Origin of the sequence: Bacillus cereus group sp. BfR-BA-01383 (assembly GCF_022663495.1) — a bacterium.
GTDB lineage: Bacteria > Bacillota > Bacilli > Bacillales > Bacillaceae_G > Bacillus_A > Bacillus_A cereus_AU.
Map to the genome: position 1 here is coordinate 14,994 of NZ_JAKUFP010000020.1, position 19,756 is coordinate 34,749.

Below are 19,756 nucleotides of genomic sequence, written 5' to 3' on the forward strand. Positions count from 1 at the left end.
TTCTTTTTCTCCCCATAAAATATTGTTCTAAAATTACTCCTTTTCCCATTATAAAATGAAAATTTAACCAGTGGGGATTTTTTCCTGTACCAATCTGACTTTTACGGAATAAAAAAAAGACCGCCATCTTTCGGCAGTCTTAATCGATAAATTCAAATTCATATTCAAGAATTTTTACAATATCTCCGTCTTTTGCACCACGTGCACGAAGCGCTTCATCAATACCCATTCCGCGCATTTGACGAGCGAAACGACGTATAGATTCATCACGTGAGAAGTCCGTCATTTTGAATGTCTTCTCGATATCGTAACCAGAAATAACAAACGTGCCGTCACTTTCACGTGTAATTTCAAATTTAAGACCTTCAGCATCAAATTTGTACATTACACTTGCTTCAGACTCCTCGACAACATCGTACATTGGGAATTCTGGTGTTGTTTCTAATAAGTTCGCTACTTCAAATAGTAAATCACGAACACCTTGTTTCGTTACAGCTGAGATTGGGAAGATTTTTACTTCGTCTCCCACTTTCTCTTTAAATGCTTGTAAGTTTTCTTCTGCATCTGGCATATCCATTTTGTTTGCTACAACAACTTGTGGACGCTCTGTTAAACGCATGTTGTATTCTTTTAATTCATTATTGATTGTGACATAGTCTTCATATGGCTCACGGCCTTCTAAACCAGACATATCGATAACATGCACAATTACACGTGTACGTTCGATATGACGTAAGAATTGGTGTCCAAGTCCAACGCCAGCATGTGCGCCTTCAATTAGTCCAGGAAGGTCAGCCATAACGAAGCTGCGGTTATCACCAGTTTCAACAACACCAAGATTCGGAACGATTGTTGTAAAGTGATACTCTGCAATTTTCGGACGCGCTGATGATACAACAGATAATAATGTAGATTTACCTACACTTGGGAATCCAACAAGTCCAACGTCTGCTAGCACTTTAAGTTCTAGAATGACATCACGTTCTTGACCTGGTTCCCCGTTCTCAGCGATTTCAGGTGCTGGGTTCGTAGCTGTTGCAAAACGTGAGTTACCACGGCCACCACGGCCACCTCTTGCGATTACAGCTGTTTGTTCATGCGTTACTAAATCGGCAAGGATTTGACCTGTTTTTTCATCTTTTACTATTGTTCCTGGTGGAACCTTTACGATTAAATCTTCAGATTTACGTCCGTGCTGACCTTTACTCATTCCGTGCTGACCACGATCAGCTTTGAAATGACGTTGGTAGCGGAAGTCCATTAATGTACGTAAGCCTTCCTCAACAACGAAAACAACATCTGCGCCTTTACCACCGTCGCCACCTGCTGGGCCACCTTTAGGTACATACTTCTCACGACGGTACGCAACCATTCCGTTACCACCGTCGCCGCCTTTTACATATATCTTGACCTGATCTACAAACATTATTTCACCACACTTTTTTCGATTGGTTGTAATATAACTGAGACTTCTTCGTCTCGTACTGTATAAGAAATGGAATACCATTTATTGTTTTGGTTCGCAAGCCAATTCTGTAGTTCTTCTACACTCGTTAGCTTACCACGAAAATCAAAAAAGAAACGAGCATTCTCCGCGTCACATTCAATTGTGATACAAACATAATTTTCAACATATACGTCTAAACTATGCTGAAGCATTGAGAAAAATTGATTCGTCCATGTACATACAGTCTCATCTAAGTGAGATAAGTTATGTAATTTCCCTAATACTTCGTACTCCAATAAGCACGGCTGCTGTTTCCAATTATATGTTAAAATCCACTCTGAAAATAAAGGCATTGATAGCCCCATCAGATTGGATTCTTGTCTCGCTTCTTGGACAAAACGATCGATGAGCCGATGAATCTCCTCCACTTTTCCAAGGGAAAGGTTTCCTTTAACCATCTGCATACGATTGAGCCAATCATGTCTTGAATGACGCAACGCATCTATAATTGTCCATTTTTCATTCATTTAGATACCCCTTAATATAGAAAAACTCTAACCTGCACTCAGGTTAGAGTTTTCCGTGAGTTCTTATGCTTCTTGAGCAACAGGATATACGCTCACTTGTTTGCGGTCACGGCCAAGACGCTCAAAGCGTACTACGCCGTCAACTTTCGCGTATAAAGTGTCATCGCCACCACGACCAACGTTAACACCTGGATAAATTTTTGTACCGCGTTGACGGTAAAGAATTGAACCACCTGAAACCGTTTGACCATCTGCGCGTTTAGCACCAAGACGTTTTGACTGAGAGTCACGACCGTTCTTTGTACTACCTACACCTTTCTTAGATGCGAAAAACTGAAGATCTAATCTTAACATACGTTACACCTCCTGCACTTTTTCTATTAAACGGATATACTTTCCGTAATCAAGTTCGATCGTCTTAAGCGAAACAACCAATCCTTCTAAAAGTATTTGTGCTTTTTCTGCTGCATGAACGTCTAAATCATTAGGCAATTCATACGTCAAGAATCCGCCATCACTTCCGAGTTCAATAGTTGCCTGCACATTACAAAGTTCTTCCACTGCATTTATAGAACCAAACACAACCGCTGTAGTTCCAGCACAGACAAGGTCTTGTCCATGTGGTGCATAATTGGCATGTCCAGTCATTTTAAATGATTGGATACTTCCTAATTTCGTGCGACTTATCGTAATTTTAATCATGTTAACCAGAATTAAGCGTTGATAGCTTCAACAACTAGCTTAGTGTAAGGTTGACGATGACCTTGTTTCTTACGATTGTTCTTTTTCGCTTTGTATTTGAAAACGATGATTTTCTTAGCGCGACCTTGTTTTTCAACTTTCGCAGTAACTGTTGCACCTTCTACAACTGGGCTACCAACTTTAACGTTTTCGCCACCAACGAAAAGAACTTTGTCAAAAGTAACAGTTTCACCAGCTTCAACATCTAATTTTTCAATGTAGATTGCTTGACCAGCTTCAACTTTAATTTGTTTTCCACCTGTTTCGATAATTGCGTACATACTTGCACCTCCTCTTAATTACTAAGACTCGCCAAAAACGAGGTAGACATAAATGTCTTTAGGGAACCTGTCTTGTGCGGTTGTAGCATATAGCCGTTTAGGTGCTATAAACTATAACATAAAGATGTTATCATGAATCATAGACTATTGTCAATAAATGTTCTGCTAACTATTTTTTCCGTTCTACAATTTCTTTCTTACTTCCAAAACGGATAATAGCATACTTTTCGATAATATCATCTTTGAAATAAATTTCAAATGGAATATTTTTTTGTAATTCTTTTTGTAAAAATTGTTTTTGCAGTTCTGTAGACGCTGCAATTAATACTGCCTCATCTTCTATATTTCCATATGTGATTAGTTCTCTCTCTAGCTCATACGCAATTGTTTCATGCGACAAAACATAACCCGTCGCTTTGCAAGATACACACTCTTCTAGTAATACGTCACGTAAAGAATGTTTTTTGCGTTTGCGTGTCATCTCCAAAATCCCTAACTCAGTAAATCCAAGTACTCTTGTATAAGTACGATCATCTTTCATAGCAGCTATGAGACATTCTCTTACTTTTTCTTTATCTTCTCTTTTTTTCATATTAATGAAATCAATTAATATCATACCACCAATATCACGAAGTCTTAATTGGCGTGCAATTTCTTCAGCCGCCATCTCATTTGTACGAAGTACTGTATCTTGTAAATTTTGTTTTCCAGTAAACTTGCCCGTATTCACATCAATTACAGTCATCGTCTCCATTTGTTCTACAATTAAATATGCACCATTTGGGAGCCAAACAATTTTTTGAAGTGCTTTCTCGATTTCACGATTTATACCAAAATGACTGAACATAGAAGACTTTTCATTATAAAAAGATACTTTTTCTTTCCCAATCTTATCTTCTAATTCTTTTACTATACTTCTTGTATCTACAACTACTTTTTCAATTGTTTCAATTGGGTTCTCTTGAAATACACGGTCTAAAAAGGTCGCCGGTCGATGAAGTAATAAGGGTGCCTTTCCTTGGCCCTCTTTTCTTTTTAACTCTTCATATAACTGTTGTAACCCTTGCATTTCAGCCTGTATTTCTTCAATTGCTCCTCTTTCAGAAGCAGAGCGGAAAATGTATCCTCCCGTTCCTTCCACTTCAATTTGGAGTAACTCTTGTCTTCTTTTATTATTTTTTATTTTCCGAGAAACAGCGCGCATCTCATCAAACGGCATATAAACAACATATTTCCCTGTAAATTCTATATTCGCTGTCAATTTAGGACCTTTCGTATCAATTGCCTCTTTCACAACTTGTACGAGCACCGCTTGCCCTTCATGTATACGGTAGGAAGGTGGTACATCATCATAAGAAAGGTACGCATGTTTTTCTAAACCGATGTTAACAAAAGCTGCACTCATTCCAGCTATTGTTCTTACGATACGTCCAACATAAATATGTCCGACGATTTCTTGCTCTTCATTACGTTTCCATAAAAATTCAACAATTTTTTTCTTCTCTTCAATTGCTACTCTCTTTTCCGATCCAGCGTAATTCATATATAACGTCTTCAAAATTATTTCCTCACTTTATAATCTTCTTTGCTTTTACAATAATAAAAGGTTAGTGCTATCGTCAACACTAACCGATTAATTCTTCAACAGATGAAGTTGTTCGTTTTTCAGTAAAATACGCATAGAGCAATTCATTCTCATCCAATGTGTAATTCTCTTTATATTTTCCACGGACGATAATAGAGTGCTTATATCCTCTACGAAATTTTGTGAAGATCGTATATAAACGATCGTCTGTTTGCACCTCAATAGGTGCAATCTTTTCAATTCCCCTTTTATTCCCGTAATAGCGTTCTAATAAGAAACGCATAAACGCATATCGTCTTTGTTTCCATTCTTGATATAACGACACTGCCAAAAATATGAGTAGTACCCACATCATAATATTGTTGCTATTCCAAAGTAACTGCCATCCTAATATTACACCAAAAAAAACACATGACAATTTCATCATCTTTCCATGTGCTTGTAAATAAGGAAAACGATATGATAATACATTAAACAGTACTTTCCCACCATCAAGCGGCCAAATAGGTAATAAATTAAATGCTAAGATCACTATATTGTTCCACATAAAGAAATAATACAACTCCGCATTCAGCCAACCTGCTTCAAACAATGCATAACCAACCAGCATCATCCAAAGATGTTGAATAGGTCCTGCAATTACGACAACAAGTTCCTCTTTTAATGACTTATTTCCATGTTCCTCAAGCTCAGCTACACCGCCAAACGGTAAAAGCTGAATCCTTTTAATGCGCCAATTATAATATGCTGCTGCAAAAGCATGCCCAAGTTCATGAATGAGAACAATGCAAAATAACAATAGTAACTCTTTAAAACGCGCCGTAAAAATACCAATGACAATAATAACCCAAAACAATGGATGCACTGAAATCTTCGTTAAGACATCCCTATATTTAATCAAATGAAATCACCTGAATCGGGTCAATAAATTTTTCATTCTTTTTTATTGCGAAATAAAACTTACCATTCTTATTATTTTCATCATTATTCACCGTACCAATTTTTTGTTTCTTTGAAACGTAATCATATAAATTTACTGACATGTCGTTTAAGTTTGCATACCATGACTCCGTGCCATCTGCATGTTGAATTTGAACTGTATTTCCAAGTTCCTCTTTCTTGCCTGCAAAAACGACTAGCCCTTCATTCACTGACTCAACCGTTGCATTTGTAGCTGTTTGGACAAATACACCTTGGCCATTTTTTTGAAACCCTTGCATCACCTTTCCAGAAGCAGGCATTGCATAATCTTTTTGCTGAATAGTTCCTTCCTTTTTCTCATTAGGTGAATAGAATACGAGAGGTTTCCCAAACTGCTTTTCATACCACTTCGCTATAGTAGCAAACTGAAATTCCTCTTTCATCACTTTTTCTGTAACAGCTTTAGCCCCATCGAAAGAAGAAGGAGCATTCTTATATAAAATAGCAACCGAAAGAACTAATATTGCTGATAATAAAACTTTGAAGAAAAATATTTCCTTTCGAAATAAAGGGTGAATTTCCTTTTCTCCTTCTTCAATAAATACTGTTTCGCTATCAAAATTCCCTCCAGCAAAATATTGCTCTTCCTCCATCCTTTCTTGCTCGGCCTTCCGTTTCGCAATCCGTTTTTTAATTTCTTCTACACGTCTATTCTTCATACTGTCTCCTTTCTTTCGGCAAGCTAATTTAAATAGAAACAGTTGTATACAGTTTGTACATATGTATGAGCTAAGAAAGAAAGATATTCGTGTGAAGAAAAAAGAAAGCACTTCGCATATGTGCGAAGTGCTCTTAACGGATTCCAAAGAAGTTTTTCACCTTTGCAAATACCGATACTTTTTCTTGTTCAAATGCTTGTAATGGTACATTCTCACCTAACAAGCGTCTTGCAATATTACGATAAGCTATCGCTGCTTTTCCGCTCGGTTGCAACGCCACAGGTTCACCTGTATTTGTAGCTCGAATAACTTCATCATCATCTTCGACAACCCCAAGAAGCTCGATTGACAATGTACGTACGATTTCATCAACATCTAACATATCCTGTTCATGAAGCATATGACTACGCACACGGTTAATAACAAGTTTCGGTGGTTCAATATCCTCTTTTTCTAAAAGCCCGATAATACGATCCGCATCGCGCATTGAGGATACTTCTGGCGTCGTAACAACGATTGCTTTATCCGCACCAGCTACCGCATTTTTAAATCCCTGCTCAATCCCCGCAGGACAATCAATTAATATGTAATCATAATCTTGACGTAATACTTGTATTAATTCATCCATTTGTTCAGGTGTTACCGCTGATTTATCACTCGTTTGTGCTGCAGGTAATAAATAAAGATCATCAAAACGCTTATCTTTAATAAGAGCCTGAGGTAAACGGCAACGCCCTTCAACGACATCAACAAGATCAAATACAATACGGTTTTCCAGCCCCATTACTACGTCTAAGTTTCGAAGACCGATATCTGTGTCAATTAAGCACACTTTCTTTCCAGATAACGCTAGGGCTGTACCAATGTTCGCAGACGTTGTAGTTTTACCTACTCCGCCCTTTCCAGATGTAATTACTATTGCCTCTCCCACAGCTATACAATTCCCCTTTCTAACTTTGTTAAATTAGGTCTAAGATGAGTGAGAAGTTGCAGGCGATCGACAACAATGTGATTGTTCTCATTAATATACGCACATTCTGCCGTCTCCGCTCCGTCTTCTTTCTCTTCCGGAGCCCGCATTGCCACGTCACTAATTCGAAGTTGCATCGGGTTCATAATAGATGCAGCAATAACAGCTTCTGCATCTCCGTCATAACCCGCGTGTGCAATCCCTCTTAATGATCCCACGACAAAAATATTCCCCCCAGCGATAACCGTTCCGCCTGGATTAACATCTCCAATTAACAATAAATTTCCTTTTACATGTAAAACTTGTCCAGAGCGAACAATTTTGGAAATAGGGACAATTTCTGTTTCTTCTTTCCAAGCTATTGCTTCCGCTTTAGTTATAACATCACTTTCAATTGAATCCACAACGAGATTCTTCTTATTACGAATTAACGTACGAATCTCTTCTTGTTGGACTTCTGTTAAATAACGATTGCCTACTTTCACGTGCACTTCAATTAAAGAGTGCCCGTCGCCACCATAGTAATGCGTAGAAAGCTTTTCGTCCAATTCACTCAGCAATTCAGAGAATGAACAACAATCATCTAAATGAAGCGTTATCCCGTCTTTTGTCCCTTTTATCGTTACATTTTGTTGCTTTTTTTCTTCCACTAAAGTTCACCCCACCGATTCAATTCGACATAAAATTAGAAAATCCTTTTTTCTTTTTCTTCCATCGCTTTTGAAAGACGCGTTAAATATCGTCTCAGTGGGAAACAAACTATTAATAGAAAAATTCCATTTAGCAATAAAGTAGCTAGGAGACGATCTGTGAAAAAGACGTACGCTGACATATGAGTACGTCCTAACAAAGTTAAAAATCCATACACATAATACTCTAACGCTGCAATGCTAGCTAATACAATAGAAACAACAATAAATAAATTCAATTGTAATACCTTCATCACACTATAGACTAAATAAGCTAAAATCGGATAAGCAAATATGTATACACCGACAAGTTCTGTGTATACGGTATCAAATAAGAAACCAAATAATAGTCCGTAATAAATCCCTTGGACCGGACTATAATACACTGTAATAAAACATAACACAATTATAAAGAAATGTGGTGTTGCTATACTGTCTTTCCAAAAAACCGCTGTTGGAACAACCGTAGCAAACATATTTTCAAATAGAAAAACAAAAAGGAGCAAAAGAGGAAGAGCTGCTCTTTTCAAAATCTTCATCATCTCTTCTTCTCCTCCTATTCTAATGGCGCTGAAGGCATTTCACGTTTAGCAACTATAATATGCTCTACGTCATTTAAATCAGCGGCAGGTTTTACATAAGCTGTTTTTGTTAAGCCATATGGATCTGGCTGAACATCAACGATTTTTCCGATGACAAGCCCTTTCGGGAAAATATCACCAAGTCCTGATGTTACAACTAGTTGATCTTTTTCTACCGGTGCCTCAGAGCCAATCTTTGTGAAAAGAAGTAATTGTTTTTCTTTATCGTAACCTTCAATCAATCCAAAGATTTTCTCTTGCCCTTGTACGATAGCAGAAACACGATTTGTTCTGCTCATAGAACTTAACAACTCTACTGATGATGTAAACTGAGATACACTTTTCACTCGTCCAACTAAACCTTGTGAAGTGATTACAGCCATATCTTTTTTAATTCCTTGCTGTGCCCCTTTATCAATCCCAACTAAATCGTACCATTTATCTGGATTACGAGAAACGACAGTGGCTGGAATTTCAGTATAATCGCTCATTAGCTGTGTTTTACCAGTTAACTCTTGTAATTTCTTTTTGTCATCTTCTAATTGCTTTACGTCACCTGATAACTTTGCATAGTTATCTAATTTTGCTTTTAATTCTTTATTCTCTTCATACGTGCGCTTTACATCTTCTACGTTTTCGAAGAATCCGGCAACATAATTCGCTGGCTTTTGGAATACACGTTCTACAACACCGACAGTATCTTTTATAAACTGCTCTGGCCATGTTAAACTGTTCCGTTCTTTCAATGAAATTCCAATCAATGCCACGAGAAGAATAATACTAACTAACAAAACAATTAATCTTTTGTTTAAGAAAAACTGTGGCACGTTCACACCCTCTTAATTTTACTGATTTTTATTTTGCAATATTATCGAGCAGCAGTTTTGAAAAGATCGATATTGTCTAATGCTTTACCCGTTCCAATTGCTACGCAATCTAATGGGTCTTCTGCAACAAGAACTGGCATATTTGTTTCTTCACTAATAACTTTATCTAAGTTACGTAGTAATGCCCCACCACCAGTTAATACGATACCGCGGTCCATAATATCTGCCGCTAATTCAGGCGGAGTTTTCTCTAACGTATTTTTAACTGATTCTACAATCGCATCTACTGTATCTTTTAATGCATCTGCAATTTCTTCTGGTTGAATTAGTACTGTTTTTGGTAAACCACTTACTAAATCACGACCGCGAATTTCCATAGGCTCGATACCTTCTGGCTCGCCTGCAGAACCAATTTCTAATTTTAATGCTTCAGCTGTTCTTTCACCGATCATTAAGTTATAGCTTTTCTTAATGTACTGAATAATTGAATCGTCCATATCATCACCAGCAACACGAACTGATTGACTTGTTACAATACCACCTAAAGAAATGATTGCAACTTCTGTTGTACCGCCACCGATATCAACAACCATACTACCAGTTGGTTCCCAAACAGGTAAGTTCGCACCAATTGCTGCTGCAAATGGTTCTTCGATAGGATAAGCATCACGAGCACCCGCTTGACGAGTTGCATCGATTACTGCACGTCTTTCTACAGCTGTAATACCAGATGGTACACATACCATTACGTATGGTTTACGAGAGAAGAATCCATTTGATTTTTGAGCTTGTTGAATGTAATATTTCATCATTGTTGCTGTTGTTTCGTAATCAGCAATTACACCGTCTTTCATCGGGCGAAGTGCCACAACGTTTCCTGGTGTACGACCAATCATTTGTTTTGCGTCGCTACCTACAGCAACGATTTGTTTCGTATCAGTTTGTAACGCTACTACTGAAGGTTCACGTAAAACTACACCTTTTCCTTTTACATATACAAGCGTGTTCGCAGTTCCTAAATCTATTCCAAGATCGCGAGTAAAGCCACCAAATCCAAACATATTATTTATCTTCCTTTCTTGTTTTCACGGACTCATTTTTCTTACTTTATATGATAAAAACAGTACGTTTTTTATATCTGTATCCTTTTTGTAGATAATTTTCTACAAAAAACTCATAAATCACATTATAAAACAAAATAAGTAAAAAGCATAGTCTTAAATATGACCTTTTTCCTTTAAACTCACGAATTTATGGTCACCTATTATAATATGATCAAGCACTTCAATTCCGATAATTCGACCACATTCTACCAAACGTTTTGTTACTTCAATATCTTCTCGGCTCGGCGTTGGGTCTCCTGAGGGATGGTTATGAAGACATATGATAGAGGCTGCTGCACGGCGAAACGCTTCTTTAAAGTAGGGTAAGAACCCGGCGCCTTACTTAGTTTCTTAAGCAGGTTTCCAAGAACTCCCCCCCAAACCGTACGTACTCCTCTCAGAGTATACGGCTTTCCATTTATCAATCTAACTTCCCATTGTGTAAGTCATGGTGGCATTTCACACACATTGCGATTGTTTTTCGATTTCTTGCAATCATGGTTTGTTCCCATCGTTTTTTTCCTTTTAGATTCTTAAGTTTGTTGACATGGTGCATTTCTAATGGAACATTCTCTATACCACACCATTCACATTTTTCAGCTAAAAGGCGTTCAATGAGACTTGTTTTGCCACCAAATTGAACTGTATTCGGTTTTATATCAACCTCTTCATTATTAATCTTTGTATTCTTTTCCATTTTTTGCTCTATGAAGTATGCAATACGTTGCCCATCTTTCGTCTTGTAACGAATACCAAAGTTTCCGTTTATAGAAAATTTGTTGATTATCTGGCTAACGGTACTTTTATATTTATTAGCATAAGTTTTTATCATGCTGTATTTCATTGTTTGACGGAAAGATTGCAGAACATGCACATTACTAGCTAGTCGATAATAATTGTACAGTCCTCTTATTTCAGCATTGTATTGTCTTATGATTTCTATGTCATCATTACGGAGTAAATACGGTCTATGAATCGGTTTCCATTGATTATTTTTCCCAAGACTTAATGCACCAAGGTCAATGAGTTTTTTGATGTATTTTTCGTGAGGTACAAAGAGTTTGGCTTGAAAATTAAACTTTCTTTTTTGTGTGCCGTTAGGCATTTTCATTGTTTGCCAATCCCTAGCTACTCTAATGTCATACCCGAGAAATCTCGCATTCTTTTTACTATGTGTAATCAGCGTCTTTTCCGCACTTAGTTCAAGTTTTAGTTTATCAGCTAGAAAAATCGTTAAATCCTTCTTGATTTCTTCTACCTCTTCTTTACTTGCTATAACACCAATAAGAAAATCATCTGCATATCTCACATATTTCATTCTACGATAGTTCGGGTCAAACAGATCCTTACTGTCATGTTTGATTAACTCTTTGTAGAGTTTTTTTATTTCATTGGCTCTTACATCTCTAGTTTCTTTGTTTAAATTTGACCATTCACGTTTATTTTTATGTTTATGATAAGTTATTTTCGACGCTAGATTATGATAGGTTAGATTATGTCTGCGTTTATCACCTTTGTTGAATATCGATGTATATTCTTCAACGTATTTATCCAATTCATTAAGGTAAATATTAGAGAGAGTTGGGCTAATGATACCACCTTGTGGAGTTCCACTGAATGTTTTATGAAATACCCAGTCTTCCACATAACCAGCGCGTAGAAATTTCCAAATCAAGTTGATAAATTTTTCATCCTTGATTCTTCTTCTCAAGATGTTGATAAGAATGTGATGGTCAATATTATCAAAGAATCCTTTTATGTCACCTTCGATAAACCAGCGAGTGCCAGTAAAGGTATGTTTGATTTGTTTAAGAGCCGTATGACAACTTCTGTTTGGTCTGAAAGCATGTGAGTTTTCAGAGAATGCAGGTTCGTAGATACTTTCAAGAATTTTTCTAGCTACTTCTTGAACTAATTTATCCTCAAAAGTTGGTAAACCTAAAGGTCTTAGTTTTCCATCCTTTTTTGGAATATAAGTTCTTCTTGCGGGATTAGGTTGATATGTTTGATTTCTCAGCTTTTCAATAAGAGTATCTATTCTTTTAACACTCATGCCGTCTATAGTATCTTCATTTACACCTTTGGTGTTACTTCCTTTATTAGGATAGATTTTGGCATATGCGTCTAGGAAAAATTCAATGTTATATAAATTCCGATACAGTCGATTAAATGTGTAATTTTCTTCAATCGCCTTGGAAGTTAGACTGCTTAATACTACTTTTGGATTTCTCATAGAGCCTCACGCTCCTTCCCAATTTTGCATTAAACTAGATAAACTACTCTCCTTCGCCATGTAATAGGCTTTCCCTATCTCGGACTACTACGAGAGTTCCGTTGCCTTATTGGATATTTAGACACGATTGTCATAGCCTTTGTGGCGTTCCAACTTAGGCAATCCCCATTTAGTCATTTAGAAACGTAGGCATTCATAGTTTCGGATGTGACTTTCGCTCGTTTCTTCCATACAGAAGTTGGTTAGAATAGTATCATTTCATGCTCCTCGAAGTTTTTAAGGAACATGCATATTCTGTTCAGCGTTTATCGTTACCTCCCGCTGAAGGTCCACGTGGTCCCCCTTGAGCTATCATTTAAGCAATCCAGCTTTCATCCTTGTCTATGAGTTTCATCTCGCCATTCAGTCGTGCCTTGGTAACTAGACAACTTATGGCTTTTCCAGCATGCTACACTCCCCGTTTGGTTTCCCTTACGGATAAGCTGGTTGATGATAGGGTGAAGATTATGATATTTCCCTACTGCTTTGCCAAAGCAGATTCTCTAAATGCCCTTATGGGCGCACAACTTCCCTTGGGTGTACAATTGATGTGTTTAAACTTCCAATAAAAATCTTTTGCCTATGTATAACTTGATTTTTTGTGTTCAGATATAAGCACACAAAATGCTCCTGCTGCAGGAAGCGCATTTCTTCCATCATGTATCTCGCACAATCTTCTGGGCTTCGAATGCTATATCTATTTCGATATTCTAAACGCACCATTCTTCTACCTAGTTCAAAGGCAGCCATCAGCTGAGATGCCTTTGCAATTCCAACACCATGTATACTGATCAGCTCTTCTAACGTTGCATCTTTCAACATACGTAAGCCATCAAAGTGATGCAAAATTTTATCTGACAACTTTAAAACCGTCTCTTCTTTAGAACCTGTTCTAAGTAACACTGCAAGGAGCTCCCTATTCGATAAACTTCCAGCTCCTTCTAACAATAAACGCTCCCGTGGCTGTTCTTCTCTGACAACATCACGAATACCGTTCATCTCTCCACCCCTTTATTTGTTCTCTCAAAGAAAACCCCATGCACTTTTACGCATGGGTTACATCAATATCAAATTGTTTCAATTCCCGAACAAGACGTGCAATTGGCAAGCCGACTACACTGTAGTAATCTCCTTGAATATGTTGAACAAAAATAGACCCTTTGCCTTGAATCCCATAACTTCCCGCTTTATCAAGAGGTTCCTTCGATGCAACATATACATCAATTTCCTCTTCTGTTAATTCCCAAAACGTAACTTCTGTACGTTCATAAAAAGTAGTCGTTTTTTCTTTTGATATAATTGCAACACCAGTATACACTTCATGTGCTTTCCCTGATAATAATTGTAACATTTCTTTCGCCTCATCCTCATTAGAAGGCTTTCCAAGAATACGCGACTCATATGTAACAATTGTGTCTGCACCTAACACAATGTGATCACTATTAGTTTCTGCTACCGCAGATGCTTTTTGCAGAGCAAGAGACATAACAATATCAGAAGGTGATGAATACGCACCAATCGTCTCTTCTACTTCACTTACAACGATTTCAAATGGCACACCAGCTAATTCAAGCAGTTCCTTCCTCCGAGGTGACCCTGAAGCTAAAATAATTTTTCTCATATTTTCTCCTTCCTTTCTCACATGAAGCAGAACAATTTACATCAATCGTATCAAAGGAATAGTTTGTCCACAAATGAAAGAAATATTATTTTCCCTAAACAAAATAATATTTCTTTATTAAATACGATTATATTCCTGCCATAGAGAAAGCACTTTGCTCTAAATTCAAAAGAAAAGAAAGAAGCACCTATACCTCTTCCTTCGCCATTTCATTATCCTATCATTTCACTTTTTGTGAAACAATTTTTTCATACGAAAGTATACCATCAATAATAACTTGATTTAATTTCGTCAAAGATTCCTTATCACCTTTCCCTTCTTTCACTGTTTGTACAGCTACTGACGTATACATATACAGTTTCTTCGCTTCTTCCTGCTTCATACTTTTCCCTTCTTTTTCAATTGCTTTCCATTCTTTTTCAATCGCTCCTATATCTTTTTCATTACTTTTTCCACTAGCCTGTACGTTGGAAACATATTTTGCTAAATGAGTATATAATGGCTGTATTTTTGTTAAAAATGCTCCTACTTCTTTATCATCTTTAAGTAACGCTTTATCTGTTATATCCCAGTTCTTTTTCAAAACGGAGACACCATCATTTTTATACTGAGTCATTAATTGATTTATGGCCTGTTCATCGCTAGAAATACCAACAACTAATGCATACTTATCACCGCTCGGTTTCAAAGCTGCAATTCCTCCATTACCTTTCCACTCTTCAAGAGCAGCCTGTCCCTTTTCTTCAGAAGAATAAATCCCTCCTTGAACAAAAAAGAATTTCAGCGGATCTAATGACGTTCCTACCTGTGCTTTTTGTTTTTCCTCTTTTGGTGCTGGTGTTTGTTCTGCCGTTCCACCCACCTTTGATTCTTCATTCGGAGTCTGCTTAGAAGCTGTTACTTCGCTTCCCCCTGTCGTCCCTTGTCCAGTGACATGAAGCATTCCCATCCCCAACGCCGTACCAATAATAATCGCAGTTGCAACGATTGCAATTATTGTATTACTCCACTTCTTTCGGTATTTTTCCATAGACACTGATTTCGCTTTTTGAAACGGAACGACGTTTTTCGGTCTCTCACTTTCTACTACCATCCAGTCAAATTCATCTTTCTTCTTTTCCTCATACTTCGCTTCTGTTCCATTCACTTTCACTGAGATCGTTCGTGATTGCTTGTCCATACACTCACACCTCACCTCTTATCGTTGTCCGCATCATATCATATTCATTTCACAAAAAAACGAGATATTTGTCAGAGGAATTCGCCAAATTATCCTATATAATTATCTTATATGTATGCATTTGACTTCATTTGTAGAACAAAAAACTAGATAGTAAATACTATCTAGTTTTTTTCGCGGATATACTTTCGAACTTCAGAAATGAAATAAAGAGAACCTGTTATGATAAACACATCATTTTCTCCTATCATTTCAATCTTCGTATCAATTGCCTCTTTCCAATTCTCGAAAACTAATTTTGACTCTTTTTGTGAATATGATGCAAGCTTGCCAGCAGAAATAGCACGATCAAAGGCGAATGTTGTAAAAATAATTTCATCTGCAATAGTTTCTAATTGACCTACCATATTATGCAGTTGTTTATCACCAAGAGCTGTAAATAAAACTATTACAGTTTTATCTTTATAATGTGCCTCTACTGTTTTCACAAGACTTTCAATACCTTCTGGATTATGAGCACCATCAATAACAATGTCCGGATTACTTTGTAATTTTTCAAATCTCCCAATCCAGTATGCTTCCTGTAATCCAGCTCTTATTTCTTCGTCCTCAATTAAAAATGATACATATGTTTTCAGGTACATCACTGCCATAAGTGCTAATGCTGCATTTCCTACTTGGTGAATACCTTTCATTGAGATTTGCACATCTTCAAATGCGGCGAAAGGACAAGTAAAATCAAACTGTTCTCCATCTTCGTTAGACTTTTTATGTAGCGCTGTAAACTGCTTGCCCACTTCATATAAGTTTGCATTATTTTCCTTCGCAACCTTTTGAATGACTTGCAACGCTTCCTCATCTTGTACACCAGTAACTACCGGAACACCTGACTTAATAATCCCTGCCTTTTCGTATGCGATTTCTCCTAGTGTATTCCCTAAAATATGCATATGATCATGACCGATATTCGTAATAATTGTAAGAACAGGATGAATAACATTCGTAGAGTCAAAACGGCCCCCAAGCCCTGTTTCAAATAAAACAACATCACAGAAATTGACTTTACCGAAATAACAAATTGCCATAACAGTAATAATTTCAAACTCAGTCGCTTCCCCTAAATCCGTCTCGTCTAGTTTTTCAACGACTGGCTTTACCATCTTTACAAGTTCAGTAATCTCTTCATCTGCAATTGGCGTTCCGTTCACACTAATACGTTCATTAAACGTTTCAATATAAGGAGAAGTAAACGTTCCTACCTTATATTTCGCGCCTTCTAGCATATAGCGCATATATGTTAAAGTTGAACCTTTTCCATTTGTACCAGCAAGATGAACGCATTTTATATGGCGCTCTGGATTCCCGAGTTCTTCTAGCATCCAGCTCATTCTTTCTAATCCTGGTTTAATACCAAACTTCAATCGGCTATGAATCCACCCTATCGCTTCTTCGTATGTATGTATCACGTATGCTTTTCCCCTTTCAAAAAAACCTTCATCATTCTATTATACGCAAAGAAAAGAGACTCACCAATATAGTGAGTCTCTGAAAAATATTTTATTTTTCAAGATCTGCTAGACGTTGACGAACTGCTTCGCGTTTTTCTAGGTAATCTTGCTCTTTCGCACGCTCTCCCTCAATAACTGCTGCAGGAGCTTTCGCTACGAAACCTTGGTTTGAAAGTTTCTTCTGTACACGTTCTACTTCTTTATCGAACTTCTCAAATTCTTTTTCAAGACGTGCTCTCTCTTCATCAAGATTGATAAGATCAGCTAACGGTAAGAATAACTCTGCACCTGATACGATTGCAGTCATCGATTTTTCTGGCGCTTGTAAATCTGTTTTAATTGTTAATTCACTTGGATTACAGAAACGCTCAATGTAAGAGCTGTTTTTCGTAAGTTGAGCAAGTACAGCCTCATCTTTTGCTTTAATTTGCATTTGAACTTTTTTGCTCATTGGCGTATTTACTTCTGCACGAATGTTACGAACAGAGCGAATGATATCAACTAGAAGGTGCATTTCTGCTGCCGCTTCTGTATCTTGTAAATCTTCGCGAACTGTTGGCCATGCCGCTACTGTAATAGACTCACCTTCATGCGGTAAATGCTGCCAAATTTTCTCTGTTACGAATGGCATGAATGGGTGTAATAGACGCATTGTTTGGTCTAATACGTAAGCTAAAATAGAACGAGTTGTTTTCTTAGCTGCTTCATCTTCACCGTATAGTGGAAGTTTCGCCATTTCGATGTACCAGTCACAGAAATCATCCCAAATGAAGTTGTATAATGAACGGCCAGCTTCACCGAACTCATATTTATCCATGTTACGTGTTACGCTTTCGATTGTTTCGTTTAAGCGGGTTAAAATCCACTTATCTGCAACTGATTTTTCACCAGTTAAATCGATTTCTTCATACTTCATGTCATCCATGTTCATTAATACGAAACGTGATGCGTTCCAAATTTTATTAATGAAGTTCCAAGTAGATTCTACTTTTTCCATGCTGAAACGTAAATCTTGACCTGGTGCACTTCCTGTTGATAAGAAATAGCGCATCGCATCTGCACCGTACTTCTCGATAACATCCATTGGGTCGATACCGTTACCAAGAGATTTACTCATTTTACGTCCTTGCTCATCACGAACTAAACCGTGAATTAATACATCTTTAAATGGACGCTCGCCTGTAAACTCTAAACCTTGGAAAATCATACGAGATACCCAGAAGAAGATGATGTCATAACCAGTTACTAATGCATCTGTTGAATAGTAACGTTTAAAGTCTGCTGAATCTTCATTTGGCCAACCAAGTGTTGAGAACGGCCATAACGCTGAGCTGAACCATGTATCAAGTACGTCATTATCTTGATTCCAGTTTTCAATATCTGCTGGCTCTTCTGTACCTACGTATACTTCACCAGTTTCTTTATGATACCAAGCTGGGATGCGGTGTCCCCACCATAATTGACGAGAAATACACCAGTCATGAATGTTTTCCATCCAGCGTAAGTATGTGTTTTCAAAACGATCTGGTACGAACGTTACTTTTTCTTCTTCTTTTTGTTGAAGTTCTACTGCTTTTTCTGCAAGTGGAGCCATTTTTACGAACCATTGTGTTGATAAGTAAGGCTCAACAACCGCTCCGCTACGCTCACTATGACCTACTGAATGCATATGAGGCTCGATTTCTACTAATACGCCAGCCTCTTGTAAGTCTTTCACTAACGCTTTACGGCATTCGAAACGATCCATACCGTTATACTTACCAGCTTTTTCGTTCATCGTTCCATCTTCGTTCATTACTAAGATGCGTGGTAAGTCATGACGGTTACCTACTTCAAAGTCATTCGGATCATGAGCTGGTGTAATTTTTACAACGCCTGTTCCGAAGTCTTTTTCTACGTACTCATCAGCAATAATCGGAATCTCACGGCCTACGATTGGAAGTGTAACTGTTTTTCCGATTAAATGTTTGTAACGATCGTCTTCTGGATGAACTGCTACCGCTGTATCACCAAGCATCGTTTCTGGACGAGTAGTAGCAAGGCGAATGTGACCAGATCCGTCTGTTAACGGGTAGTTCATATGGTAGAATGCACCTTGAACTTCTTTATGAATTACTTCAATATCAGAAAGAGCTGTGCGTGTTGCTGGATCCCAGTTGATAATATATTCACCGCGGTAAATTAAGCCTTTTTCGTATAATTGAACGAATACTTTATTAACCGCATCAGATAAACCTTCGTCTAATGTGAAACGTTCGCGAGAATAGTCTAGTCCTAAACCAACTTTCCCCCATTGTTGACGAATGTGAGAAGCATATTCTTCTTTCCATTCCCAAGCTTTTTCAAGGAATTTCTCACGGCCAAGATCGTAACGTGAAATACCTTCTTCACGAAGTTTCCCTTCTACTTTCGCTTGTGTTGCGATACCAGCATGGTCCATTCCTGGAAGCCATAATACATCATAACCTTGCATACGCTTTGTACGAGTTAAAATATCTTGAAGAGTCGTATCCCAAGCATGACCTAAGTGTAACTTACCAGTTACGTTCGGAGGTGGAATTACAATCGTATACGGTTGTTTCTTCTCGTCTCCTGTTGCTTCGAAATACTTGCCTTCAAGCCACCATTGATAAAGGCCTTCTTCAACGGACATATGATCATATTTAGTTGGTAAATTCTTTTCCGTGTTTGACATTATTTTCCCTCCTTAAAATAAAAAATGCCCCTCATCCAAAAAAGGACGAGGGACATCGCGGTACCACCTTTATTTACAAACAAATTCAG

At 37.6% G+C, this 19,756-nt stretch carries 18 protein-coding genes, 2 pseudogenes and 2 other annotated features (1 of these 22 running past the window's edge); all 20 genes and pseudogenes read right to left on the reverse strand.

The window, feature by feature from the left end:
- Positions 1 to 139: 139 nt before the first annotated feature.
- The 20 genes and pseudogenes from obgE to MR065_RS17730 all read right to left on the reverse strand — a co-directional run bounded on the left by obgE (position 140) and on the right by MR065_RS17730 (position 19,667).
- Positions 140 to 1,426 carry a GTPase ObgE gene (obgE, locus tag MR065_RS17635; protein WP_097905994.1) on the reverse strand — a complete coding sequence of 429 codons (1,287 nt, stop codon included), beginning with the start codon at positions 1,424 to 1,426 and terminating at the stop codon, positions 140 to 142.
- Positions 1,426 to 1,974 carry a sporulation initiation phosphotransferase B gene (locus MR065_RS17640; protein ID WP_193410479.1) on the reverse strand — a complete coding sequence of 183 codons (549 nt, stop codon included), beginning with the start codon at positions 1,972 to 1,974 and terminating at the stop codon, positions 1,426 to 1,428. The genes obgE and MR065_RS17640 overlap by 1 nt, the downstream gene beginning before the upstream one ends.
- A gap of 63 nt (positions 1,975 to 2,037) precedes the next feature.
- Complete coding sequence (gene rpmA, locus MR065_RS17645; protein WP_000944957.1) at positions 2,038 to 2,328, reverse strand: 50S ribosomal protein L27; 291 nt, start codon at positions 2,326 to 2,328, stop codon at positions 2,038 to 2,040.
- Between the two features lie 3 nt (positions 2,329 to 2,331).
- Positions 2,332 to 2,676, reverse strand: coding sequence for a ribosomal-processing cysteine protease Prp (locus tag MR065_RS17650; protein ID WP_002112038.1), 345 nt, complete (start codon positions 2,674 to 2,676; stop codon positions 2,332 to 2,334).
- Between the two features lie 11 nt (positions 2,677 to 2,687).
- Positions 2,688 to 2,996 carry a 50S ribosomal protein L21 gene (rplU, locus tag MR065_RS17655; RefSeq protein WP_000270907.1) on the reverse strand — a complete coding sequence of 103 codons (309 nt, stop codon included), beginning with the start codon at positions 2,994 to 2,996 and terminating at the stop codon, positions 2,688 to 2,690.
- A 14-nt stretch (positions 2,997 to 3,010) separates the two neighbouring features.
- Positions 3,011 to 3,088, reverse strand: a sequence feature (ribosomal protein L21 leader region).
- 77 nt (positions 3,089 to 3,165) lie between these two features.
- On the reverse strand, positions 3,166 to 4,554 hold the full coding sequence (locus tag MR065_RS17660; RefSeq protein ID WP_098266235.1) for an Rne/Rng family ribonuclease: 1,389 nt from the start codon (positions 4,552 to 4,554) through the stop codon (positions 3,166 to 3,168).
- Between the two features lie 67 nt (positions 4,555 to 4,621).
- The gene (gene spoIVFB / locus MR065_RS17665) at positions 4,622 to 5,482 is read right to left on the reverse strand and encodes a stage IV sporulation intramembrane metalloprotease SpoIVFB (RefSeq protein WP_097905991.1); all 861 of its coding nucleotides are present in this window, start codon (positions 5,480 to 5,482) and stop codon (positions 4,622 to 4,624) included.
- On the reverse strand, positions 5,475 to 6,221 hold the full coding sequence (gene spoIVFA / locus MR065_RS17670; protein ID WP_097905990.1) for a stage IV sporulation protein SpoIVFA: 747 nt from the start codon (positions 6,219 to 6,221) through the stop codon (positions 5,475 to 5,477). Before spoIVFA ends, spoIVFB begins: the two co-directional genes overlap by 8 nt.
- 133 nt (positions 6,222 to 6,354) lie before the next feature.
- Complete coding sequence (minD, locus tag MR065_RS17675) at positions 6,355 to 7,152, reverse strand: septum site-determining protein MinD (RefSeq protein ID WP_097905989.1); 798 nt, start codon at positions 7,150 to 7,152, stop codon at positions 6,355 to 6,357.
- A gap of 2 nt (positions 7,153 to 7,154) precedes the next feature.
- Positions 7,155 to 7,841 (reverse strand): septum site-determining protein MinC, encoded by a 687-nt coding sequence (minC, locus tag MR065_RS17680; RefSeq protein ID WP_097905988.1) that lies wholly within the window; start codon positions 7,839 to 7,841, stop codon positions 7,155 to 7,157.
- Between the two features lie 35 nt (positions 7,842 to 7,876).
- Positions 7,877 to 8,422, reverse strand: coding sequence for a rod shape-determining protein MreD (mreD, locus tag MR065_RS17685; RefSeq protein WP_098989012.1), 546 nt, complete (start codon positions 8,420 to 8,422; stop codon positions 7,877 to 7,879).
- Positions 8,423 to 8,436: 14 nt separating this feature from the next.
- Positions 8,437 to 9,288: a rod shape-determining protein MreC gene (mreC, locus tag MR065_RS17690; RefSeq protein WP_098989013.1), complete on the reverse strand. Its 852-nt coding sequence runs from the start codon at positions 9,286 to 9,288 to the stop codon at positions 8,437 to 8,439.
- A gap of 41 nt (positions 9,289 to 9,329) precedes the next feature.
- Positions 9,330 to 10,349 (reverse strand): cell shape-determining protein MreB, encoded by a 1,020-nt coding sequence (mreB, locus tag MR065_RS17695; RefSeq protein WP_000466737.1) that lies wholly within the window; start codon positions 10,347 to 10,349, stop codon positions 9,330 to 9,332.
- A 156-nt stretch (positions 10,350 to 10,505) separates the two neighbouring features.
- Positions 10,506 to 10,709 (reverse strand): annotated as a pseudogene (gene radC, locus MR065_RS17700) (DNA repair protein RadC); the annotation flags it as partial.
- Between the two features lie 103 nt (positions 10,710 to 10,812).
- A complete protein-coding gene (locus MR065_RS17705) occupies positions 10,813 to 12,624 on the reverse strand; it encodes a reverse transcriptase domain-containing protein (protein WP_242214576.1) in 1,812 nt (603 codons plus the stop codon).
- A 558-nt stretch (positions 12,625 to 13,182) separates the two neighbouring features.
- Positions 13,183 to 13,662, reverse strand: a pseudogene (gene radC / locus MR065_RS17710) (RadC family protein); the annotation flags it as partial.
- A gap of 46 nt (positions 13,663 to 13,708) precedes the next feature.
- Positions 13,709 to 14,284 (reverse strand): Maf family protein, encoded by a 576-nt coding sequence (locus MR065_RS17715; protein ID WP_242214577.1) that lies wholly within the window; start codon positions 14,282 to 14,284, stop codon positions 13,709 to 13,711.
- Between the two features lie 220 nt (positions 14,285 to 14,504).
- Positions 14,505 to 15,464, reverse strand: a complete 960-nt coding sequence (locus tag MR065_RS17720; RefSeq protein ID WP_242214578.1) for a stage II sporulation protein B — start codon at positions 15,462 to 15,464, stop codon at positions 14,505 to 14,507.
- A gap of 164 nt (positions 15,465 to 15,628) precedes the next feature.
- Entirely contained in the window at positions 15,629 to 16,930 is a 1,302-nt protein-coding gene (locus MR065_RS17725) for a bifunctional folylpolyglutamate synthase/dihydrofolate synthase (protein ID WP_242214579.1), read from the reverse strand.
- A gap of 91 nt (positions 16,931 to 17,021) precedes the next feature.
- A complete protein-coding gene (locus tag MR065_RS17730; RefSeq protein ID WP_097905982.1) occupies positions 17,022 to 19,667 on the reverse strand; it encodes a valine--tRNA ligase in 2,646 nt (881 codons plus the stop codon).
- Between the two features lie 38 nt (positions 19,668 to 19,705).
- Positions 19,706 to 19,756, reverse strand: a binding site (T-box leader); it runs 181 nt beyond the window's last position.